Source organism: Novimethylophilus sp. (genome assembly GCF_036504375.1).
GTDB lineage: Bacteria > Pseudomonadota > Gammaproteobacteria > Burkholderiales > Methylophilaceae > Novimethylophilus.
The window spans coordinates 1-23,830 of the sequence record NZ_DASXVH010000058.1; the positions used below are offsets into that span (position 1 = coordinate 1).

General features: G+C 57.2%; 19 protein-coding genes and 1 pseudogene. 14 read left to right on the plus strand and 6 right to left on the minus strand.

Annotated elements, in window-relative coordinates; all coding sequences use genetic code 11:
- Nucleotides 1-159: 159 nt before the first annotated feature.
- Both VGK14_RS09170 and VGK14_RS14650 read right to left on the minus strand, forming a co-directional pair.
- On the minus strand, nt 160-2,991 hold the full coding sequence (locus VGK14_RS09170; protein WP_331508744.1) for a glycosyltransferase: 2,832 nt from the start codon (nt 2,989-2,991) through the stop codon (nt 160-162).
- A gap of 207 nt (nt 2,992-3,198) precedes the next feature.
- Nucleotides 3,199-3,423 (minus strand): annotated as a pseudogene (locus VGK14_RS14650) (methyltransferase type 11); the annotation flags it as partial.
- A 140-nt stretch (nt 3,424-3,563) separates the two neighbouring features.
- Between VGK14_RS14650 and VGK14_RS09180 the strand changes: the two are divergent.
- From VGK14_RS09180 to VGK14_RS09240, 13 genes are read left to right on the plus strand one after another with little or no spacing between them, the layout of a single operon-like run.
- Nucleotides 3,564-4,730, plus strand: coding sequence for a radical SAM protein (locus tag VGK14_RS09180; RefSeq protein WP_331508746.1), 1,167 nt, complete (start codon nt 3,564-3,566; stop codon nt 4,728-4,730).
- A complete protein-coding gene (locus VGK14_RS09185) occupies nt 4,727-5,725 on the plus strand; it encodes a glycosyltransferase family 9 protein (protein WP_331508747.1) in 999 nt (332 codons plus the stop codon). The genes VGK14_RS09180 and VGK14_RS09185 overlap by 4 nt, the downstream gene beginning before the upstream one ends.
- Complete coding sequence (locus VGK14_RS09190; RefSeq protein ID WP_331508748.1) at nt 5,718-6,818, plus strand: radical SAM protein; 1,101 nt, start codon at nt 5,718-5,720, stop codon at nt 6,816-6,818. Before VGK14_RS09185 ends, VGK14_RS09190 begins: the two co-directional genes overlap by 8 nt.
- Before the next feature lie 9 nt (nt 6,819-6,827).
- Complete coding sequence (locus tag VGK14_RS09195; protein WP_331508749.1) at nt 6,828-7,613, plus strand: transketolase; 786 nt, start codon at nt 6,828-6,830, stop codon at nt 7,611-7,613.
- A complete protein-coding gene (locus VGK14_RS09200; RefSeq protein ID WP_331508750.1) occupies nt 7,610-8,521 on the plus strand; it encodes a transketolase family protein in 912 nt (303 codons plus the stop codon). The genes VGK14_RS09195 and VGK14_RS09200 overlap by 4 nt, the downstream gene beginning before the upstream one ends.
- 23 nt (nt 8,522-8,544) lie before the next feature.
- Nucleotides 8,545-9,609 (plus strand): radical SAM protein, encoded by a 1,065-nt coding sequence (locus VGK14_RS09205; RefSeq protein WP_331508751.1) that lies wholly within the window; start codon nt 8,545-8,547, stop codon nt 9,607-9,609.
- Nucleotides 9,610-9,632: 23 nt separating this feature from the next.
- Nucleotides 9,633-10,295, plus strand: a complete 663-nt coding sequence (locus VGK14_RS09210; protein ID WP_331508753.1) for a class I SAM-dependent methyltransferase — start codon at nt 9,633-9,635, stop codon at nt 10,293-10,295.
- 42 nt (nt 10,296-10,337) lie between these two features.
- Nucleotides 10,338-11,234: an NAD(P)-dependent oxidoreductase gene (locus tag VGK14_RS09215; RefSeq protein WP_331508755.1), complete on the plus strand. Its 897-nt coding sequence runs from the start codon at nt 10,338-10,340 to the stop codon at nt 11,232-11,234.
- A complete protein-coding gene (locus VGK14_RS09220) occupies nt 11,234-12,427 on the plus strand; it encodes a methyltransferase domain-containing protein (RefSeq protein WP_331508756.1) in 1,194 nt (397 codons plus the stop codon). The genes VGK14_RS09215 and VGK14_RS09220 overlap by 1 nt, the downstream gene beginning before the upstream one ends.
- Nucleotides 12,424-12,966, plus strand: coding sequence for a WbuC family cupin fold metalloprotein (locus tag VGK14_RS09225; protein ID WP_331508757.1), 543 nt, complete (start codon nt 12,424-12,426; stop codon nt 12,964-12,966). Before VGK14_RS09220 ends, VGK14_RS09225 begins: the two co-directional genes overlap by 4 nt.
- Entirely contained in the window at nt 12,963-14,210 is a 1,248-nt protein-coding gene (locus VGK14_RS09230; RefSeq protein ID WP_331508758.1) for a class I SAM-dependent methyltransferase, read from the plus strand. Before VGK14_RS09225 ends, VGK14_RS09230 begins: the two co-directional genes overlap by 4 nt.
- Nucleotides 14,211-14,239: 29 nt before the next feature.
- Nucleotides 14,240-15,337, plus strand: coding sequence for a DegT/DnrJ/EryC1/StrS family aminotransferase (locus tag VGK14_RS09235; protein WP_331508759.1), 1,098 nt, complete (start codon nt 14,240-14,242; stop codon nt 15,335-15,337).
- 3 nt (nt 15,338-15,340) lie between these two features.
- Nucleotides 15,341-16,030 (plus strand): acetyltransferase, encoded by a 690-nt coding sequence (locus tag VGK14_RS09240; RefSeq protein WP_331508760.1) that lies wholly within the window; start codon nt 15,341-15,343, stop codon nt 16,028-16,030.
- Nucleotides 16,031-16,048: 18 nt separating this feature from the next.
- Here the strand turns inward: VGK14_RS09240 and VGK14_RS09245 are convergent, their stop codons facing one another.
- The 3 genes from VGK14_RS09245 to VGK14_RS09255 are packed head-to-tail and all read right to left on the minus strand — an operon-like array spanning nt 16,049 to nt 21,320.
- Nucleotides 16,049-16,807 (minus strand): class I SAM-dependent methyltransferase, encoded by a 759-nt coding sequence (locus VGK14_RS09245; RefSeq protein ID WP_331508761.1) that lies wholly within the window; start codon nt 16,805-16,807, stop codon nt 16,049-16,051.
- 12 nt (nt 16,808-16,819) lie between these two features.
- The gene (locus VGK14_RS09250) at nt 16,820-18,898 is read right to left on the minus strand and encodes a tetratricopeptide repeat protein (RefSeq protein ID WP_331508762.1); all 2,079 of its coding nucleotides are present in this window, start codon (nt 18,896-18,898) and stop codon (nt 16,820-16,822) included.
- Nucleotides 18,891-21,320 carry a tetratricopeptide repeat protein gene (locus VGK14_RS09255; RefSeq protein ID WP_414691713.1) on the minus strand — a complete coding sequence of 810 codons (2,430 nt, stop codon included), beginning with the start codon at nt 21,318-21,320 and terminating at the stop codon, nt 18,891-18,893. Before VGK14_RS09255 ends, VGK14_RS09250 begins: the two co-directional genes overlap by 8 nt.
- Here VGK14_RS09255 and VGK14_RS09260 point away from each other — a divergent pair.
- Nucleotides 21,264-21,389, plus strand: coding sequence for a hypothetical protein (locus VGK14_RS09260; RefSeq protein WP_331508767.1), 126 nt, complete (start codon nt 21,264-21,266; stop codon nt 21,387-21,389). The two genes, VGK14_RS09255 and VGK14_RS09260, sit on opposite strands and share 57 nt — an antisense overlap.
- A 67-nt stretch (nt 21,390-21,456) precedes the next feature.
- On the opposite strand, the gene VGK14_RS09265 is transcribed toward VGK14_RS09260, so the two are convergent.
- A partial coding sequence (locus tag VGK14_RS09265) for a tetratricopeptide repeat protein (protein ID WP_331508765.1) occupies nt 21,457-23,830 on the minus strand: 2,374 nt, incomplete at its 5' end.

Sequence of the window (23,830 nt, forward strand, 5' to 3'; positions counted from 1 at the left end):
GGTATTGATGGTTGATGCCATTATAGTCTCCTTGAGTAAACCGGGTTCAAACCACTTCTAAAGTCGCGCAGGCGGACAGCAAGAAAAACCCTGCGCCATTACTTCCTGAACATTTTTCGGCATACCCAAAGAAAACTTTAGGGACATTTTTAAAATTAATTACGGGAGCCAAGCCTTGAGCCACGCTTCCAGATTATCCTCCAGCATCCAGCTGGACATCACATATTTCCTCAATGCATCGCCATGCCGGACGCGCAGTTCGGGAGAAACGACATGCTCGCGTATGGCCTCAATCCATTCCTGCGTAGTGTTCCGCACCAAGGTGACAGGGTAATCTCCCTGATACGGGCGAATATCCGTGGCAATCACCGGATACCCTAGCACGCCATATTCCAGCAGCTTCAAATGGCTTTTGCACTCGTTGAAGGGATGCAGCTCCAAGGGCGCCAACGCCAGATCGAGATTGAGACTGGCGAGCTTGGCGGGATACTGGTCGAGCTCGACCCCGGCATGGACCTCGTGCGCGTAAGGCTGGATCTCCTCGATACACATGCCGAAGAACACCCACTCGACCTCATCGGCCAATGTCTTGACGACTTCTATAATTATTTCCAGATCGCCGGTATGGCTGTTGCCTCCAGCCCACCCCACGCGCGGCTTGCGGCCTGCCCCACGACTGGGCAGGAGGCCTTGCCAACGAGCAGTTTCCAGATAATTGGGCACCACGCGAATATCGGAATGCAGATGCCCATAAATTTCCGCCAGCGCCGCGGTGGAAACGACGAAACGGTCGCACAGTTTGAGCGCCTCGGCCAGCCGCAGCCCGACATCGGCCGGCATGTAGGGCCGCAACGCGCTTTTCTGCGGCAGATCGGTAATGAGGTCGTCCAGCTCGAAAACCAGAAAAGCGCGGCTGTATTTTTTATAGCGCCGGATCGCTTCAACCTGATGCTCGTATACCTGGCGCTGCAACACGAGAACATCGGGTGCCACGCGTTCCATCTCAGGCGGCGACATGGTCGACCGGCTGGTCATCATCTGTGCCATCAAGCCCTGATTCAGCGCACGGGCAGGCGCTGAAATCCGGTATTCGCCACTGCCGGTATCGTCCGCAGGATTTACCAATATGCGAGGAATCGGCTTCCAGGGATATGGATCGAATGTCAACGGCGCCAGCGGCTCTACCGCAAACTCAGATCTCAAGCTAAGGTTGGGATTGTAAGCGGAGTCCAGCGCCAACTTCGGCAGCCAGCGGGCATAAAACTCGCCCCATCGCGCAGTATCAGATTTTTTATCGTCTCCGGCGTAAAGCACATTCACGAACGGCGTCCACTCGACCCGATCCCCATTCCTAGTCAACCGCAGGCAAAGATCGGCCGCGGCCAAATCATCGCTGAAAGCAGCGCCGAAGCCACCGGCCGAGCGGAAATCGGCATGATGAAGCATCAGGCAAGCCCCTGTTAAAGCGGAGAAATTCTGATCCAGCAAGGCACGTCCGTAGTAGCTGGGATAATCGAGAGCCGCGTTGACAAACAGCGAGGCAACAGGCTGGTTGTATAACCCCAATATTGCGCCGGCACCGGAAACCTTGCCATCCGGTCGCAGCAGGCGCGGCCCGACTGCGACCACTCCCGGCTGGGCAGCCCTTCCCAACAGCTCCTCGATCCAATCCGCCTGCAATACGGCGCACTCAGCCTGCAAGAAGACGACATATTCACCCAAAGCTTCGGCCGCAAGCCGGTTGCGCGACTCGGCCCACCCCAAGTCTTCGGTTACCAGAAGCGCACGAATACGCGGTTCGCCAAGATTACCTAGCGCAGCGACATAATTTCGCACATCGTCCGCCGCACCTGCATCAGCAAGCACCACCATCTCGTAATTAGCCCAGGACGTTTGATCGAGCACGCTCTCCACGCAACGCTGGAGATGCGCCAGACCGGCGTCGGCAACGATCAGCACCGAAACCGAAATCTCTCCGGCAGCCTTGATACGTACACGATAGCTGGCCGGAAATATGCCATGCGTCACTTCAGCAGATATGCCCAGCCGCTTTAGGTGCGTAGCAACAGCTGCGCGTCCGCGCTCTATCAACTCGGAAACCGGGAGGTTGCAATGCCCGCCATCGGTCAAGCGGTGATAAAGCACGTCGGCAACGTGGCCGAAAGCTGCGGCACCGACCCGCTCATAAGCGCGAAGCACGAGATCGTGCTCTTCCACGCCGGTGAATTCGGCATCAAAACCTTCCAGCTGCCTGAACAGCTTCGCCTCGAGCAGCATCAGGCCGCCTATGTAAGGATAGCTCCGCAACAATGCCGGGTTGAAATCCGGCTTGAAATGCGGAAGTTCGCGCATGCCGACATTGTTGATGCGATCTTCATCCGAATAGATCACTTGCCAAGCAGGGTGGGATAGGCTGGCTTCGGCAAGAGAGAAAAGCGCATGGGGCGCGAACTGGTCGCCGGCATCAGCGTAGCCAACCCAGTCGGCGTCAAACTCGAGCAGCACCCGATTGGCTTCCTGCAACAAGTCTCCACGGGCCACATGCCAGCACAAGCGCTCGTTATTTTGCCACTCGGCCGCAGGCTCGAATGTGGCTACCACGGTAATTCGAGCCGGCATATGATATTGCCTTGCCAGAGAACCGATAGTAGCGGCCAGCAACTGATCATCCTGCTTGGTCGCCAGTATCGCCAAATGGGCGCGAGGCGCGAATGGCCAGGCAGCGATGCGCCGCTCGCTTAGAATCTTTTGTTCGACCGTTGACCGATGCTGCTCTTGCCATACATGGTAGTAAGTCGATACCTGGTCGGCTTGCGATGGCCTGTAGACATCGACATCAACCCCAGCCAGGGCTTTGGGCTCCTTGGGGCGCTGCTTGTAAGCGGTAGCCCAGAGCGAAAATCCGTCGCGCTGCACTAAAACTTCCGCAAATCCTGCCGATACCAAAGCCCAATACAGCGTTTTCGCGGTGAAACCGGTGCGATGACACATGAAATCATTGCCGCCTGCGGTTTCGGCGCGCAATCCAAAGATAATGTCATGTGGGGCAATCGGCCCCGCCGGAGAATGGTAGGCCACATCGTCAAGCTTATCCGCCGCCACCAGAGCGGCTACGGCCTGGAGGTCGGGGACGGTGACCAAGACAAAGCCTTCCGGCTTGAGCACCCGCATGAACTCACGAAGCGCGGTGGGCACCTGATGAGGAAAAAGATGTTCAACATTATGGCTGGACCACACCGCATCCACGGAACCGGCGGGAACGGCCCGCATATCGGTCAGCGACGCGACAATATCGGGATGCACATCGGGATCGAGATCCAGTCGAATTTCCTGCCATGCCTCGTTTTTGAAATGCGGGTGAAAAGTCAGCTCATTGACCGGACCGCACCCGACATGCAAAACGATTTTTTTATTTTCCGCCATCTAAAATTCTCCGGTATCCTACTCAACATTGTGAATGCCGCATTGCATCTGCCGCACCGCGTCCGCAGCATTACTGGCCTTGAGGTTGGCGATACTATAATTCAAAACAGGCGGCTCGGCACTTTGGTTTTAAACTGACAATGAATACGTTCAGACAGCAAGAGATTCATCCCCAGACCGATCTTCCATCGCTCGCGTTGCCAGCCGAGCTGAACTATATCGCGGTCTTTCTGACACTGGACTGTAACCTCAACTGCAGCTATTGCATCAATGACCCCGAACAGTCGGGCCAGCGCCGGGAACTATTTAACAATCCGCAGACCGCCTTGCCGCCAGAAGCCTGGGTCCGGGCCTTGGCCCGCATCCCTTTCTCCGCCGATCTCCCCATCACCTTGCAGGGCGGGGAACCGATGATTTACTGGGGTAGCCGGGGACTGGGCGAGATCATGGCGCCGCTGCCCCATTACTTCGACCTGCTCACCAACTTCGCGCTCAAACCCGAAAAATTTGCCAGCATACTCAACGGGCAGCAAGCCAAACTGCAACGCCAGGCTCCCTATCCTTCGATCCGCGTCAGCTATCACCGGGACGAGATGGACCGGGCCTGGAAAGGCCGCGGTTTCGAAGAACTGGTGGAACGTTGCGAGGCACTCGCCGAATACGGGTTCAAGGTTTCGCCGGTCAAGGCCGAAAGCGATGTCGGCATTTATATGGTAGCCCACCCGGAGAATGTGCTCACTTCCCAGATGAAAACGGTTTATGAGAATCGGGTGCCGTTCGAAACCAAGGAGTTCCTTGGCCTCTACAACGGCCATTTGCATGGCGCCTATCTATACCCGTTTTCTACTCACCTGACGGCGGCGGGCATCCATCCGCACACGCTGAGCTGCGAATGCCGCACCAGCGAGTTGCTGATGGATCCTCTGGGCTTTGTATGGGGTTGCCATTTCTACCTGTACGAGGCCTGGAAAGCCGGTACGGCCGCCAGAGAATTCCCTGCTTTGAAAGCAATAAACTATAGCTATCAGGAAAATTTCGCTCAGTTCTTTGCCGGACAGGCCATCAAGCCTATCGGGCATATGCTGGATCCGGAATTCACGATGGACAGCCTGCGTCAGTTCCGCAGCTGCCATTTTTACGGGCGCTGCATCGGCTGCGATACCAAGGTCAAAAACAACCGCTTCCAGAGCCTGGACGATATGAGTATCGCTCACACCTCGGTGGAGGTTCGCAATATCGCAATGCCGCAGAAACTGCTAGACCATCCCGAAATCCTGCCCCATCAACGGAAGTACCTGCAGGCATGATGTTTCCTACTCCACCGTTGCCGCCTCTGGACGACCGCAAGCATCGCGTGCTGATCCTGAAGATGGGCTACAGCGAAACCCTGGACCCGGACACCAGCGGCATCGTCAGCCTGGGCGACATCCTGCGGGCCACCGTGGTGCTGCACGACTTTCCGCCGGAAAAATACGAGGTGACCTGGCTGGTGGATGCCAAGGGCGCCGACCTGCTGAAGGGCAACCCCTATATTCATCGCATCCTGACGGTCAATCCGTTTACGCCCTTCCATCTGATGAGCGAGTGGTTCGATGTGGTGGTGAACTTCGAAAAAGATCCCGGCATCTGCGCCATGGTGGACAAGATTTCCGCCTGGCGGCGCTACGGCTTCCGTTTCGATCACGTCACCCATGCCGCCCATGCGTACGACAATTCGGACCATGCGCTGTCGATGAGCAAGGACATCAGCTTCAAGCGCCAACAGTCGAAAAGCTGGTCCACGATGCTGTACGAGATGATAGGCAAGCAATACCGCAACGAGCCTTACATCCTGGGCCACCAGCCGAAATCGCAGGAAATATACGATATCGGCCTCAACCACCAGGTAGGCGGTAAATTTCCGATCAAACGCTGGCCAGACCCCAACTGGCAGCAATTGCACGACGCACTGGCGGGCGAACATTCGATATCCTGGCAGCAGGGCATGGACAATATCGAAAGCTACATTGAATGGATCAACAGCTGCCGCATGATTATCACCAACGATTCGCTGGGCCTGCATATCGCCCTGGCACTGGGCAAGAAGGTCGTCGCCATGTTTGGTCCGACCAAATCCACCGAAGTAGACGACTGCGATCATCTGATCAAGCTCACGCCCAACGTGAACTGGAGCTGCATTCCTTGCATTGCCGCTTCCTGCCATAATCCGGACGGATTGTGCATGGCGCATATCTCTCAAGATCGCGTCATTGCCGCCGTAAAAAAACTTTTGAGCCTCAATCCGGAAACATCCTATGTCTGACACCTATGGCATCGACAGCCATAAGCTCATGTATCACCCCATTCGCACCGCCCAGTTGCTGCAAGTGGGCAACGACTGGGAAAAGGCAAAAGAGGTTTACCCGATCTATATAGAAATCTCGCCGGTAGGCGCCTGCAACCACCGCTGCACGTTTTGCGCGGTGGATTACATCGGATATCAATCGGTGATGCTGGACACGGATCTGCTCAAGAGACGCCTGGCCGAAATGGGCGCACTGGGCGTAAAAAGCGTGATGTATGCGGGCGAAGGCGAACCCCTGCTGCACAAGAAAATCGACGAGATCGTGGTCGCCACCAAACAGGCCGGCATTGATGTCGCCTTCACCACCAACGGCGTGGCGATGAACGAACGCTTCCTGCAGACGCTGCCGCATATCTCCTGGATCAAGGTGTCGTTCAATGCCGGCACCGCGGCAAGCTACGCCAGAATTCACCGTACCAAGGCAGCCGATTTCGACCGCGTGATCAACAATCTGAAACGCACGGTGGAACTGAAAAAATCCCAAAACCTGGGCTGCGCGATAGGCATGCAATCGCTGCTGCTGCCGGAAAACATGGATGAAATGGAAGCCCTGGCGCGCATTTGCCGCGACGAGATCGGGCTCGATTATCTCGTGATCAAGCCATACTCCCAACATCTTTTCAGCGAAACCCGAGCCTACAACGAAGTGGATTACAGCGGATTGTTGCCTCTGGGAGAAAAACTGGCCGCGTACAACACCGACAGCTTCCAGGTAGTATTCCGCAGCAATACCATGCAGAAAACCATATCCAAGGAATCGGCACGCTATCCGCGCTGCTATGCCACGCCTTTCGTCTGGGCCTACATGATGGCCAATGGCGCCGTGTATGGGTGCAGCGCCTATCTGCTGGACGAGCGTTTTGAATACGGCAACATCAATCGGAACTCATTCAAGGATATCTGGCAGAGCGAGAAACGCCGCGAAAGCTTCAATTTCGTCCGCAACGAACTCGACATCAAGGAATGCCGACTCAACTGCCGGATGGACGAAGTCAACCGTTATTTATACCGCATCGATCAGAACCTGGTGCCTCATGCCAATTTCATCTAGGCCCGCAGCATGTCCGAACTGAAAAATATTTCCAACGCCGTCCGCCGCACCATCGTGGAACTGGCGCACGGCTGCAAGGGACCGCATGTCGGCTCCGCGCTGTCGTGCGCCGACATCCTGACGGTGCTGTATTTCGATGTGCTGCGCCTGCAGGATTGGGAGCGCCGCGACATTTTCATTCTCAGCAAGGCGCACGCGGCGATGTCGCTGTATGCGACGCTGGCAGAGAGCGGCATCCTGGACCGCGCATTGTTGCAAGGATACTGCCGCAACGAAGGCGATCTGCCGGCCCACCTGGACCGCTTTTCCGCCAAAGGCGTGGAAATTTCCGCAGGGTCGCTGGGGCACGGCTTCAATATGGGACTGGGACTGGCCTATGCGTTCAAGAAGCAGGACAACGGCCGCAAGGTGTTCGTTGTCGTCGGCGACGGCGAGACCCAGGAGGGCTCGATCTGGGAAGGCGCGCTGTTCGCACCCACGCTGGGCCTGGACAATTTCACGGTCATTGTCGACTACAACAATCTGCAAGGCTACGGCCGTCCCAACGAACTGTGCAGCTTTACCCCGCTGAAAGAAAAATGGCAGGCCTTCGGCTGGCATGCAATAGAGGTGGATGGGCACGACCACGCAGCGCTCGGGCGGGCGCTGCGCGAAGATACCCAAGGCAAGCCCAGGGCGCTGATCGCGCGCACCACCAAGGGCAAGGGCGTGTCCTTCATGGAAGACCAGCTGATCTGGCACTACTACATCGTAACCGACGAGCACAAGGCCCGCGCATTCGAGGAACTGCAGTGAGAAATTCGTTTATCGATACCATCATCGACGAATGCCGGCGGCGCGACGACATATTCATCATCTCGGGCGACGCCGGGCTGGGCGTGTTCGACCAGTTCAAGGAGCAGCAGGCAGACCGTTTTCTCAACCTCGGCATCGCCGAACAGAACATGATCAGCCATGCCGCAGGCATGGCGATGGCCGGCTTCAAGGTATACGTCTACAACATCACGCCGTTCGTACTGTACCGCTGCTACGAGCAGGTCAGGAACGACATCTGCTACCAAAAATTGCCGGTGACGCTGGTGGGCATAGGCTGCGGCCTGACGTATGCGATGCAGGGCATGACCCATTACTCGATAGAAGACCTGGGGCTGGCGCGCACCTTGCCGAATTTGCAGGTGTTCTCGCCGATGGATCCGATAGAGGCCAGGCTGGCGGCGCGCTATTCGCTCACCAGCGAGCAGCCGATGTTCGTACGCCTCGCCAAGCGCGGCGAGCCTGACGTCCATACCGACAGCGCCTTCGATGTCACCCACCCGCAACTTGTTGCCGATGGGCAAAAGGTGGCGCTCGTGTTTCACGGCACCGTCGTGTCGGAAGTATTGAAAGCCAAAGAGTTGCTGAATGCACGGAGCATCTTCCCCCGCATCATTTCCCTGCCCATGGTGCAGCCGCTGCCTTCCCGCGAACTGCAGGCGATGCTGGACGGCATCGATCAGGTATTCGTCGTGGAAGAGCACTACGCGGATAGCGGTCTGGGCGCCCGGCTGGCGCTGGAGCATGCGAGGAGCGATGCCCGATGGCGCTTGCATTGCCTGGGGATCGAGCCCGGCTTCGTACACGAGATCAAAAATCAGGAGGGAATGCGCGAACATTACGGCATTTCCGCCGCAGCCATCGTCCAGCGCGTGACAAAGGCGCTGTAACGCCGTAAATCAGGAATCTCATCATGTCCAAGCTTTACAGCAATCTCAAGTTTCTTCGTTATACCGACCATGTCGAGGCCTTCCGCGATCAGAAGGTTGCGGCACCGGTGCATATCCGTATCAAGCCCATGAATCACTGCAACCACGACTGCTGGTACTGCGCCTATCGCGTAAGCAACCTGCAGCTGGGCGAGGACATCGATCTGAAAGACAGCCTGCCCGAAGCAAAGATGTTCGAAATCGTCGATGACGTGATTTCCATGGGCGTCAAGGCGGTCACCTTCTCCGGCGGCGGCGAGCCTCTGCTTTACAAACCGCTGCCGGAAGTGGTCAAGCGCCTGGCCGAGGGTGGCGTACGTGTCGCCTCGCTGACCAATGGCGCCAACCTCAAGGGCAAGGTCGCCGACGCTTTCGCCGAACATGGCACCTGGATACGCATCTCCATCGACGGCTGGGACGACGCGAGCTATGCCAAGGCGCGCAAGATCCAGCATGGGGAATTCACCCGATTGCTGCAGAACATCCGCGACTTTAGCGCGCGCGGTTCCAAATGCGTGCTGGGGGTCAGCTTTATTATCGACGAAGATAATTGCGACCATTTGTACGAAGCCTGTGCGCTGCTCAAGGACGCCGGCGTCAACCACGTCAAGTTTTCGGGCGTGGTAATCGCCAACAGCGGCACGGAGAACAATGCCTATCATGCCAGAATCATGGAGCGTGCAAGCGCACAGATCGCCCAGGCCAGAACCCTGGCCGACGGGAAGTTCGACGTCATCAACCATTACCATGAACTGGAAGACCGCTTCGACAAGAGCTACACCTCCTGCCCTTACCTCATGTTTCTGACGGTAATAGGCGCCGACGGCATAGTATATACCTGCCAGGACAAGGCCTACACCCAGGCCGGCACGCTGGGCTCGATACGCGACCGTTCGTTCAAGGAGTTCTGGTTCTCGGATGAGAATCGCGAGCGCCTGTTCAGCCTCGACCCATCCAAGGTCTGCGGCCACCACTGCGTGAGCCACGGCAAGAATCTCGCCATCCTGGACCTGTTGTCGCTGGACCCTGATCACGGCAGCTTTGTCTGAACCCTCGGCCGGGAAACAGCATCATGGGAAAACTGCTGAACATCGTCACCCCGCTGCACAAAAAAACCGCTCGCGATTATGTGGCGCGCATGGTCAACGACAAGATCCATTGCATGGAAGTCGCCAAGCGATACGATTTTGATTACTGGGACGGCGACAGAAAATACGGCTACGGCGGATACCGCTATGACGGACGCTGGGAAACGGTGGCGCGCAGCCTCATCGAAACCTATAAGCTGAAGGACGGTGCCAGGATCCTCGACGTCGGCTGCGGCAAGGCTTTTCTGCTGTATGAGCTGAAAAAATTGCTGCCCAAAACCGAGATCACGGGTTTCGACATTTCGGCATACGCGCTCGAAAACGCCAAGGAAGAGGTGCGCGACCGGCTGTTCCTGCACAGGGCGCAGGATACGTTTCCGTTCGAAGATGGCCGCTTCGATCTCGCCATCTCCCTCGGCACGCTGCACAACCTGCGCATCGATGGGCTCAAAGCTGCGTTAACCGAAATGGACCGGGTCGCACACCACCAATATGTCATGGTGGAGGGATACCGCAGCGACGCCGAATTGTTCAACCTGCAATGCTGGGCGCTGACTTGCGAAAGCTTTTTCCGGCCCGAGGAATGGGTCTGGCTGTTCCACGAATCCGGCTATCGCGGCGACTACGAATTCATCTATTTCGAATGAACTCGCCGGTTAATAAGTCTATAGATTGATAAAGAAAAATTCATGACCGAGGTATCCAGTCCCGACCATAAGCGGAAAGTCGTCGTTATCGGCCATACAGGCTTCATCGGCCGCAGCCTGGTCGAATGCTTCCGCAACGCTTTTCCCGACCTGGAAGTCTTGACCCCGCCCCGCATCGACCTCTCGCGTGCGGAAGAAGCTGCAAGACTTGCCCCCTGGCTGACAACCGACAGCATCGTCGTCTTGTGCGCCGCGGTCAAAAAGCAGCTGGGCGACAGCCTGGACATTTTTTCCACCAATCTGCGGGTGACAGAAAACCTGTGCCGCATGCTGGAAAAGCATCCGCCCGCGCGGGTAGTCTATTTCAGCTCCGCTTCGGTTTATGGCGAGGGCAGCAGCAATCTCGACATCACCGAGAGCACCGCCATCAATCCCAGCACCTATTACGGGGTCGGCAAATATTGCGCTGAAGAATTGCTGAAAAAAACGCTTGAGCATACCCGCACCTCCTTGTTGATCCTGCGCGCCCCGCTCATCTACGGCACAGGCGATAAATCAAGGGGATACGGCCCTACCGGCTTCGTCTGGAATGCGCTGTACAGCAACGGAGACATTACCCTGTGGGGAGGCGGCGAAGAACTGCGCGAATTCGTGTTCATCGACGATGCCGCCCGCATCGCCTGCGAGCTCGCGCTGCACGGGTACGCAGGCGTAGTGAACATCGCGACCGGAACCAGCCATTCCTTCCGCGAGATACTGGATTGCCTGGCGCAGCACGCTCCGCTGGCCGTGACCTCCAAACCGCGCAGCAAACCACGCGTCGACCAGGCTTACCGCAACCGGCTGCTCCGGGAGCTGCTGCCTGGCGCAGCGTTCACTTCCCTGCATGAAGGCATCGCCCGCCTTCTCGCGGATTTTTCCCTTGAGGAGACTGCGTGATGACGTTCTCTCCCACAGGAAAAGCCCATGAAATCTTGCTCGATTTCGGACCGCAGCCGGTATGCAGCCATTTTCTGCACTCCGCCGACGAACCGCAGGAGTCCTATCCGCTGGCGCTCGCTCAATGCCAGGAAACCGGGCTGATATTCTTGAAACAGCCATTACCCGTTGGGGCGCTGGTTCCCCGCTTCGACTGGATCAAATACAACGAGCCTGAAGGCCATCTTGATCGGATGGTGGAAGACATCGTCCGCCTTCCGGGCATCACTTCGCGCGCAACGATCCTCGGCATGAGCTACAAAGACGATTCCACGCTGGCGCGATTCGAGCGGCTGGGCTTCACGCATACCCGGCGCATCGACCCCTCGCGTGACTTGGGCATCCATGATCCCAACAGCAACATAGAAACGCTCCAGCACGCGCTTACCGAGGCCAGAGCCGACGACATCGCAAGCCGTAAAGGGCAGGCAGACGTGGTCATCGCCCGCCATATTCTGGAGCACGCCGAGAATCCGCAAGCGTTCATCGCCGCGCTCAAGGCTCTGGTTGCTCCCGGCGGCCGCCTGATATTGGAAATCCCCGATTGCCAAAAATCGCTTGAACAACAGAATTACATGATGCCCTGGGAAGAGCACACGCTTTATTTCACCGAACAAACATTCCGGGCCTATGCCAGGGCCGAGGGATTGGCCATGGAGGCGATAGCACGATATTGCTACCCGTTTGAGGATTCGCTGGTCGGCCATTTCCGGGTTGCCGAATCCCGAGCCGGCGCATCCGTCGATGTCACCGCAGAACTTAACCGGGGCAGGCGCTATGGGGCAGCCTTTGCCGCTCACCGCGACCAAACAAGAGCATTTTTCAAACGCCATTCTGCCGAGAAAATCGCCCTGTTCGGCGCGGGCCATCTGGCCTGCTCGTTCGTCAATACATTCGGCGTTTCGGAACACATCCAGTTCGTCGCGGATGACGACCCGCATAAGCAGGGCCTGCTCATGCCGGGGTCCAAGCTTTCGATACGCCTCTCATCGGCCATGGTTCAAAATAATATCCAGCGATGCCTGTTCGGGATCAATCCGATTGCAGAGGCCCGCCTTATCGAGAAACTGGGGCCGCAGATTCCGCACATGCACTCTCTTTTTCCCGGCGGGAAAAATTATTACCTGGCCATAGGCAACGGTGCTCGCGCATGATCCCGGCGAATAACAAATTCATTGGCACAGCCAACGAAGAAATATTCTATTTCGCCGGCAATCCCGTATCGCTCGATCGCGACGACGTGGACACGTTGAAACGAATAGCGCGCCAGACCGCCCGGCAGAGAGCCAGAATCTGCATGCATCCCGACATTGGCGACCCACTGCATGAGATGCTGATCCTCCATTGCCGCAACGCTTATGTGCGCCCCCATAAGCATCCGGGAAAAAGCGAATCGCTCCATGTGGTCGAAGGCGAGGCCGATATTGTCGTTTTTGATGATGGCGGCACGGTGCGGCACGTCATTCCCATAGGGCTCCCGGCAACGGGCAAGACGTTTTATTACCGACTCAACAGTTCGTTTTTTCATACCCTGATTATTCGTACGGACGTCTTCCTTTTTCATGAGACCACCAATGGCCCGTTCCGTCGCGAGGATACGGTGTTCGCCCCCTGGGCGCCTGCGGAAAACGATAGTGAAGCCATTGAACATTTCTTGACCCGGGACTTCACCTCACCAGGAAAAACCCTATGACCCTCCCTCTTCACCATCGACGCAAGGATTGCCGGCTTTGCGGCTCTGACGAGCTGTCGCTTGCCCTTCCCCTTCCCGCCACGCCGGCAGGAGATCACTTCGTGCCCAAGATCAGGCTTGACGTGCCCCAGCCTGTTTTTCCGATGGATGTGTATCTGTGCCGCGACTGCGGGCTGGCCCAGCTTCTGGATGTGGTAGATCCCGGATTCCTTTATGGGGAGTATCTGTACCGCACTTCGATTTCCCTTGGCCTTGCTGAGCATTTCCGCCGTTACGCCGCCGCCGTCATCGATTCTATTCAACCTCCGCCAGATGCGCTGGTCGTGGATATCGGCAGCAATGACGGAACGCTATTGAAGTTCTTCCGTGACAGCGGCTGCCAGGTGCTGGGTGTAGACCCGGCAGTCAGCCTCGCCGAAGAAGCGACCCGTTCCGGCATCCCCACTTTGGCGAGATTTTTCGATCTTGCAACGGCCCAGGCGATTTGCGCCGCACATGGGCAAGCTCAAATCATTACGGCCAATAACGTATTTGCCAATATCGACGACCTCGACAGCTTTATCGCAGGCGTAACTATGCTGCTGGCACCCGGCGGCGCATTCGTATTCGAAACGGGTTATTGGCCGGATTTGGTGAACAATCGCGTCATCGACAATATTTACCATGAGCACCTGAGCTATTTTTCAGTGGCTCCGCTGGACAAGTTTTTCAGGCGCCACGGTTTGGCACTGGTGGAAATTCAACACAGCGCTTCAAAAGGCGGTTCCATCCGCGGCATTGTGCGGTGGTTGAAAGACGGCGCATCCCCATCGAGCACCGTTCAGGCATTTCTATCGCAAGAGGAAGCTTTCGGCCTGAAAAATCCCGCCAGCTATCAGCCGCTCATCCAGTTGCTCGATCATCTGCGCGAAAGATTCTCCGCGCTGACAAAAAAATGTGAAACGCAACATCTGACCCTGGCGGGCTATGGGGCCTCGGTAGGGGTTACCACCCTGATTTATGCGCTTGAGCTCGGCGACAAGCTGCAGTTTCTGGTCGATGACAACCCCATAAAACATAACCTCCACAGCCCCGGCAACCACATCCCCGTCCTGCCTTCCGAAATGCTCTACGAGAAGAATCCCGACTATGTGATTCTTTTTCCTTGGCGATATGCGGCACCCATCACGGCCAGGCATCCGGGATTCAAAGCCCAAGGCGGCAAGTTTGTATTACCCTTGCCTGATTTTCGTATTGAGCAATAGTGCATGCATATCCGGAAGGCACAACAATAATGGAAAAAATCGCCTGGTGGCGGACGCATTTCGGCGACGCAGAGATCCGCCGCGTCACCGATGCGATCAGCCACGAACATATCAGCCAGGGGGAAATCACGGCCCGGTTTGAGTCGGCGCTTGCCGACGTTCTCGGCGTACCCTACGTAGTTGCCACCACCAGCGGCAGCATGTCGCTGCTGATGGCACTGATGGCAGCTGGCGTCGGACGGGGCGATGAAGTCATCGTCCCCAATCGCACATGGATTGCCACGGCCCACGCCCCTTTTCTGCTGGGCGCCAAAGTGGTATTTGCCGATGTGCATGCGGACAAGCCGATACTGGATGTCGCCCACCTGGAAGAACTGGTCACATCCAAGACCAGAGCCATCATTCCCGTGCATCTCAACGGGCGCGCGGTGGACATGGACGCGATCAATGCGCTGGCGCATCGCCATGGACTTGCGGTTATCGAGGATGCCGCCCAGGCCTTTGCCGCCCGCGACCACAATGGCATGCTGGGCACCCGGTCGGACATGGGCTGCTTTTCACTTTCGGTGGCAAAACTGATATCGACGGGTCAGGGCGGTTTCGTCGCCACCCGCGACGAACATCTCTACCGCAAGCTCAAGTCCATCCGCACGCACGGCGTCAACGATGTCATCCATGCCCAATGGAGCATGCCGGGCTTCAATTTCCGCTTCACCGACATCCAGGCCGCCATCGGCCTTGCCCAGCTGGATCGGCTAAATGAGCGCATCGCCTCTGTCACCGCGATTCATGCGCGCTACGCCTTGGGCATGGCGGGGCTTTCCCGCGTACGCCTGCTCCCGGTGTATCCGGATCAAGGCGAAATTCCCATCTACGTGGAAGCGCTGTGCGCCGAACGTGAACAACTTATCCGGTTTCTGGAGTTACGCGATATCGATGTTCGCCCGTTCTATCCAGACCTTCACGTTGCTGCTTATTTCGGCAATGCCGGGGAATACCCCCATTCACGGCAGTTCTCCGAGCAAGGCGTGTTTCTGCCATGCGGCCCGGCTCAGCCTGTCGCGAATATCGACCGCGTCCTCGCCGCGCTCCGCGAATTCGAAAACCATTCTCCCGGGCAGCGCTAGACCATGGAGCCGGTTGCCATACTGGGATATCACGATGGGGCCGCCGGCCAGGTGGAAACCTGGTTCGAGCAGACCAGCGGCGACAGGATCGCGTGCTTTGTCTATGAGTCGGGTGAGCCTTTTTCCGTGGATGTGGCGGCGGAAAACCAACGGCGCGTCTCCCGGCGCACGTCGTTTCCTGTCGAAGGCACTTTCAAGGGACGTCCGTTCATCGTCACCCTGGAGTGGGCGAACAAGCTGAAAAGCATGGGCATCCGCAAGGTGTTGCCCCTGACCCCGGAAAATTCCGTCCGCAAACGCCAGATTCAAATCTGCCAGGAACAGGGTTTCGAACTGGTTTCGGCCATTCATCCCAGCGTGCTCGTTCTGGCGGAGGCCATCATTGCTCCGGGCGTATGGATCAACGCCGGAAGCATTATCGGCTACAAGGCGGAAATACAGTCAGGTGTGATCATCAACACCGGGGCGAGCCTGGATCACCACAATGTGCTCGAGATATGCTGTCAGGTTGATCCTGGAGTCACCACGGCGGGCAACGTTACACTGCGGACCTGCGCCCATGTCCATACCGGCGCCACCCTGATCAACCGGATCGAAATCGGGGAAGGTTCCATCATCGGGGCAGGCTCGGTGGTGCTGGAAAGCATCCCACCCCATAGCACGGCAGTGGGCGTGCCAGCCAGGGTGATATAGCGCCGGCGCCGTATTTCGTTACGCCTTTTTAGCCACGACCCCTGCCAGGCGGCGGCCATAGCGGGCGGCATCCACATAAGACGCTTCCTGAATCAGGAAACCGGCTTCTCCGACACGTTCGGCAAGCAGTTCTGGATCAAAAAACAGGGAAAAACCGGGATTGTTGTTGGCGCCGTTGGGATGATATTTTTTCACGTTGGCCATGAAGCCAGGGAAACGCTCGCCGGCTTCTCTGCGGCGCTCATATTCCTCCATGAATCCCTGATAAACCGTGTTGTAGGGCGAGCCCACGGTCAGGTACAGGGTTCCGCCCGCTACCAGCAACTGGCGCAGACGCTCCAGGGAGCGTTCGAAATTTTCCGGTTCAAGGTAATGCAGCACTTGGGCGCAAAGAATGGAGCGAAATCCGCCTTTTTCCAATGCAGCCAGTTCAGGGAGCGCCGTGCAGTGTTTTTCCACGATCGAGCCGGGGTGAGCCTCCATATACGGCGCAAGCAGTTCGCTCATCAATTCGAGGTGCCGGGGTTCGGTATCCACCGCCACGATATTCCCTATCCTTTTCTTCAGCAAATGGCAAACCACCGAACCGATGCCGCTTCCCACTTCGAGCACCCGGTCAGAGGGCGACAATTCCTGGGAAACGAATTTCCTGCTGAATTCACACAGGAAATTCCTCATATAGCCCGTTTTGTTGTAGGTCGGGATCACGCCATTCTGGTATACGAGACCTCGTGCCAGCAAGACGGCGCCATCAAAAACCTCTTCATCGAATTCCATACGTCTCCCGCTCTATTTCCGGCCTGCATCGTTGGCATTGCAAAAACGTCGCCACATGTTTCGAAATAACCGTTCCGCTTCCTTGGCATAGTTTTCCGCTCCGATCGGAGAAGAGGCGACCCGCTCTCTCATGCCCTGGCGCAGGTGCGCCAGCCTTGGCCTGTCTTGAGCCAGCCTGGTCGCAATCGTCCAGTATTCCCTTTCATCGTGCGCCACCAGTTCTTCGAGGCCGATAACGCTCATGATCGAGGCCGAGGATCGGCTGATAATGCTTTTCTCATAGAGGGTCACGGCCGGGGCGCCCATCCACAGGGCGTCCAGCGTCGTCACCCCGCCGCTGGAAGGAAAAGGATCGAGGGCGATGTCAACCATGTTGTAGGCTGCCATATGGGTATGCCAGTCCGTCCCTCCCATGAGGGTCAGGCGACTTGGAGATATCCCGCGATCGGCAAAGAATCTGGCCAGGTAGTCGCGATTCTCCGGCCCATCCATGCCATGGTATTTCAGCACAAGCCTGGCTGTGGGGTCTGCGCTCAGGATTTCCGCCCAGAGCGACAGGGTATCCTTATATAGTTTGTGGATATGATTGAAGCAGCCGAATGTCACGAACCCATTATTCTCGAAAGGAGACGGCCCCACCATCGGGGCGTTATCGGGGGAAAGGTAGCCGATGACGCACGACAGATCGGCAATCTCTTCGACGTAATGCGCCCGCTCTCCAGCCGGGATGATCACCGCATCGTTGAGCAGGTAATCCATCGCCCCAAGCCCGGACCCGCCGGCATAGCCCCAACCAGTGGCCTGGATCGGAGCCGGCTTGTATCCGAAAACGTGCAGCCGGGAAGTCGTCCAGGAATGGGAAGAAATGTCGATCAGGATGTCGATGCCGTCCTGACGGATGGTTTTTACCACTTCCTCGTCGGGGATTCCGCGGATATCCCGCCAGAGGGTTGCCGCCTCGCGGATGCGGCGCGTCATGCCGTCCTCGGTCTCGCTGTTGGAATAACAGACCACATCGAACAAGGCACGATTCCGGTAAAACAGGAACGGCCCATAGCCGTACACGGTGGAGCACTGATAAAATTCGCCGGACACGATGCCTACCCGCAGCTTCCGCTCCGGGTCCCGGTCATTGCCGGGATGAAGCTGCGCGATGCCTTTCGAGCGCACATGCTGCCAGTCCCAGCGCCGCCGTTCTTCCTGCTGTTCGGCGAGAGCGACTGCCGGTGCCCGGTCCAGCAGCCAGATCAGAAAGCTGTGCAGAACATGGTGATCCGGCAACAATTCGAGCGTTTCACGCAGTGCGCTAATCGCAAAATCGATATGTTGCGGGATCAGCGAGTAATAGATGAATTGGATAAGGCTGCCCGACCTGGGATCCAGCAGCAGCAGCTGGCGGTACGCCTGAAAAGCCCCGGTCAGGTCGCCCAGCTTGTCCAGAGTCGCCCCCAGGCATTGATGGAGCTCAGGATGGCCCGGCTGCAAACGGATCGCCTGGCGGAACGCTTCCGCAGCCTCGGCATGACGGCCCGCTTTTTGCAGCAGAATGGCAAGGGCCCGGCAGGCGAGGAAATAATCCGGCCGGAGCGCAATTGCCTGACGATACATTTCGATGGCGTTGTCAACCCGTCCCTGGGCGCAAAACACACCTGCCATGTTGAAGTATGGCTTGGCATGATTAGGCGCAATATCGATGGACTGCCGGTAATCCGCCAGCGCCTCGTCGAGCCTGCCTAGCGTCGCCAGGATATCCGCCCGATTGCAGTAGGCATCGGAGAAACCGGCGTGCGCCCGTATCGCCGCGGTGTAGCATTGCAGCGCCTCCTCATGCGCTCCCGTCTTTTCCAACACGATCCCCATATTGTTATGGAACTCGGGGATGGCAGGAGACAGTTCGATAGAACGGCGCATCAGTTCCAGGGCATGCGGGAGTTGCTGCCGGTCCGCCAGCAGCAGCCCCATGAAATGCAGAGAGAACGGATGGTCAGGCGCTTCCGCGAGGATTTCGCGGTATTTTCGCTCGGCTTCCTCCGCATGCCCGGCCTGGTGGGCGCTGAACGCCTGTTGGAAACGGTTGTTCAGCTCAGCCATGTGACGCGCCATTGCGGTCCCCGTTTTTTTCGCTCCATTTGATCCACATCGCCCGAAAGATTTTCTCCGCAGCACGGACATAGTTCAGGTGGCTCACGGCAGAGTCCAGCAATCGCTGTCGTAACGATGCCCTCATGGCGCGCAGGCTGACGAGATCATCCGCAAGCCGGTCGGTGACGGCCAGATAGCCCTCCCGAGTGCCGGCAATCCAGTCATGCAAATCCAGTGCGGAAAGAATGGAGGCCGTGGAGCGATTGACCAGCGTGTCGCCGGTCAAGGTGACAACCGGGCATCCCATCCAGAGCGCCTCATAACTCGTCACCCCGCCTCCGGACGGAAACGGGTCCAGGCAGATGTCGATATGGTTATAGGTATCCATATGCTCGTACCACGGCGTCTTGCCCTGAAAGATCACCCTTTCCGGTTCTATGCCGCGGGATTTGAAGGCCGACTGGATACGCTGCCTATGAGGCCCGCCTTCGAGGCCGCCGTACTTCAGCAGCAGGGTCGATCCCGCCCTCGACAGCAGCAGCTCGGCCCAGAGTTCCAGAACCTCGTCGGAAAGCTTGTCCGGATGATTCAGGCAGCCGAAAACGATTCCGGCATTGCGATCGGCCGGCAGCATGCCGACAGGCGGAGCATGGTCCGGGCAAGAATACCCTATCACGCACGGAAGATACGCCACTTCTTCAGCAAACAGGTGGCGTTCTTCCGGCCGTATGGTCACCTTGTCGCTCAACAGGTAGTCCATCGCCTTCATCCCCGTTCCGGAAGCATATCCCCAGCCGGACACTTGAATCGGCGCCGGCTTCTGTCCGAATACCGGCAAGCGGGTGGTCGTCCAGGAATGCGCGGAAATATCGAGCAATATATCTATATTGTCCTCCCGTATCATCTGGGCCACCTCGGCATCGGGTACTCCGTAAATATCCCGCCAGCGTTCGGCCATGCCGACGATTTGTTGAGTTGTCCCGTCCCGGTAAGCCGGCTCGGTATTGGAATAGCAGGTCACTTCGAACAATGTTCTGTCATGAAACTCAATGAACGGCAAAAAAGAATACGTTGCCGAACAATGATAAAACTCACCTGAAACAACCCCTACCCGCAACCGGCGGTCAGGATTTCGATCATGTTGATGGGGCGCGATAACATAGCCCCTGGATTGAATATGCACTCGGTCCCATTCCTTGCGTTCAGCCTGCATGGCCTCGAGGCTCACGCCGGGCATGCGGTCCAGATACCAGATAAGATAGCTGTGGAGTTTGTAATCCGGGTGCTTTACCAGTATCTGCCTGAATTTTTCAATGGCAACATCGAACCGACCTTGAACCTGCAGGAGGTGGCCCACGCTGACGTAAAACGGCTCGTTTGTAGGATCCAGATCCAGCGCATCGAAATAGCTTTGGGTTGCCAAATCCAACGCACCTGTCAGCATATAAACATACCCCAGATTGCAATGGAAGATCGCCTGATCCGGTGAAATCCCGATGGCCTTGAGATAACACTCGGCAGCATCGGCCAGAGGCAGCCTGTTCTCCATGGCATAATGCAGCCGGGCATTCCCAAGCTCATTGAAGGCTTCCGCCTTGGCCGAGATTGCTGCAGCTTTCTCGAAGCATGTGATTGCTTCCGCATGCTTTCTGAGCATCATCCAGATCCGGCCAAGGTTCCAGTAAGCATCGTAAGAATCGGCGTTGAGTACGATAGCCCGCCCGAAGCTGGCAATGGCTTCGGCCCACACTTCTTGTTCAAGCCAGCCGATACCGAGGTTGATGTGGTACTCGGCACGATCGGGCATCCATTTCACGGCTTGGGAAAAGCTCTCCACCGCCAGATACATCATCTTGTTGCGATAGTAAAAACCGCCCAGCCGATCCCACATTTCGGCATTTTCAGGCGCGATAGCCAGCGCTTTGCGATAGCAGCCGATTGCCTCCTCCAGCCTGTCGGTATCGGCGTACAGTTTTCCCATTTCCTGCCAGGCAACCAGCAGGCCGGGAAACTGGTCAGTCAGATTCCGATAGCATTCGATGGCATTTTCGACCCGCCCCTCGCTGGAGTAAATCTTGGCCAGATTAAGGCTCGCCCGTGCATAGTCCGGCCGGATGGCGATTGCTCGCAGATAGCATTTTTCCGCCTCGCCGCGCTTGCCAAAGTGAAATTTCACGTTACCCAGATTGTTCCAGGCTTCCGGATAATGCTTGTTGCGCTCCAGAGCTTTTTGAAATGACTGTTCCGCTTTCTTGAAGTCCCCCTGGCTTTCATAGACCGAACCAAGGTTATTATGAAACTCAGCCGCTGCGGGAAAGATGGCGATGGACCGTTTCATCAACGCGATCCCGGATGGAAAATTGCCCTGTTCGGCATGCAGCAATCCCAGAAAATGCAAAACGGCCGGCTGGTCTGGGTGGGCATCAAGAATAGTGCGGTAATGCGTTTCCGCCTCGGCAATCCGTCCTGCCTGATGATGCTGCAAAGCAAGCTGGATTGACTGATCAAGAGATGAATTATCAGGCATTTCTCCGCCGCTCATCGCACGCTCTCTCTTTCGTCATCGATCAAAGCATTACCTTTTCCAGCCCCGCCCGGCACCAGTCAAGCCATAATTTACGGTACAGCTGCTCGACCTGATGCATATAGAGTTTTTGGTTCCCGGACGCAGAATGTGTCAGGGTGTCTCTCAATGTTTTTCTCAGGTTCGTGAGACTGCCCCGATTCCGCGCCTGGTCTACTGCCAGCCGTATATAATCGCTCTCCGTTGCGGCGACCCAATCGCTCAAGCCCAAACTTGCCAGGATCGATGCGGAGCTCCTGCCGGGCATGACCTTCCCGCATAACGCCAGCACAGGCACCCCCATCCAGAGAGACTCGAAGGTGCTGATGCCGCCGCTGTATGGAACCGGGTCCAGGGAAATATCGACTTTTGAAAGGGCCGCCATGTGGTCGTACCAGCTGCTTCCTCCCATCAGCTCCACACGCCCGCCAGCGATCCCCCGCTGGCTCAGTTCAGCCAACACCCTGGCCCGCTGCCCCTCCTGCTCCATGCCCTTTGCCTTCAGCAACAATCGTGCGCCCGGCAGCTCCTTCAGGATTTCAGACCACAAATCAAACGAAGCTTCAGACCATTTGATGCTTTTATTGAAACAGCCAAAGATGATTTCCTTGTCTGCATCCGGCTTTTCAACAATCGGAGGCGCTTCCTGTGGGCAGGCATAACTGATGAGGCAGGACAGGTAAACGACTTTCTCCGAGTAGTGCCGTGCTTCCTCCAGGGGAATGCTCACCGCATCACTGATGAGGTAATCCATCGCTTCAAGCCCGGTTCCATTGCCATACCCCCATCCAGACAGCTGAACTGGGGCCGGTTTCATGGCAAAGGCCAGCAAGCGATTGCCGGACGAGTGGCCGGAAAGATCCACCAGCAAATCGATTCTATCCTCCCGAACCATCATGGCCAGTTGATCGTCGCCCATCCCGTATACCTCGCGCCAGGCATCCACGGATTCGACGAACTGCTTCGTCATCTGATCCTTGCGCGGTGAATTTGAATAGCAAAACACCTCGAAATTTTCATGGTCATAGAGAAGCAACAGCGGAGCAAAACCATAGGCGGCCGAATGCAGCCGGAAATCGGCAGAAACATAGCCTATCCGTAGCCGGCGATCCGGGTCGCGAACATTGCCGTGTGGCTGCCAGCTACCCCGCAAGGGAGCCGCATACCGCTCATTCCATGCCTTTCGCTCCGCCTGCTGGGCTATCGTAGTCGCCAGGGCATCGAAATCCATCGAAAAAATCAGGTTGCTGTGCGTGACTGCATTGGCCGGATTGATCGCCATCGCCCGCTGGTAGGCCATTTTCGCCTCATCCAGTTTTCCCTGTACCATCAGCACCGTGCCCAGATTGCTCCGGGTGACGTCGCCGTCCGGATTGATCGCCAGAGCTTGCTCGTAGCTGGCTCGGGCCTGATCGACCTGGCCCAACTCACGGTAAATATTGCCGAGGTTACTGTAGGCCATGCCGAAAGACGGATCCTGTTCCAGCGCCCGATGATAGCATTCCATGGCATCCTCCAGCCGCCCCGTTTCGGCGTAAATGATGCCCATGTTGTTCAGTGCATAAACGAAGTCAGGCCGAATAGCCAGAGCCTTGCGATAACTTTCCAGCGCTTCTTTCAGCCGGCCGCGCTCAGCCAGCAATACGCCCAGGTTGTTGTACGCTTCCGCATAATCCGGCTTGAGTGCGATGGCTTGAAGAAATGCCGATTCCGCCTGCTCCAGCTTGCCCAGCAACTGGCAGAGCTCGCCCAGGCCATTTTTCGCTTCGGCCATGCGCGGATTGAGCTCCAGCGCCTTCCGGTAGGCACTCTCCGCGTCGTCCAGCCTTCCGGTTTCCCGCAAAAACACAGCCAGATTGGTGTGCGCCTCGGCAAATCCCGGTTGCAGTTCGATCGCCCGGCGAAAAGCCTGCTCCGCCGATTCAGGTTGAGATAGCCGCTGCAAAGCCGATCCCAGCCCGCAATGCGCCTTGGCATAATCCGGGCGCAGCTTGATGGCCTGTTTGAACCGCCTGACGGCATCCTCGTATTTGCCCTGCCGGGCATGGACATTGCCGGCGTTGAAAGCGGCTTCCGCGTAATCCGGCTTGAGCGCAAGCGCCCGTTCGAAAGACTGGCAGGCTTCTTCCCAATGCCCCTTCTCCTGCAACAGGGTGCCCAAATTATTGCAGGCCTCGGGAAACCTCCCGTTCAGTCGGATGGCCTGGCGGAAGCTCGCCTCGGCATCGTCTTTTCTACCCAGCGACTGCAGCGCCAGCCCGAGGTTATTGTGGAATTCCGGGATGCGCGCCTGCGACTGGATGGCTTTCTGCAGCAGTTCAACCGCCACATCGTCACGCCCCACCTGGGAAGCCAGCACCCCCAGAAAATTATTCGCA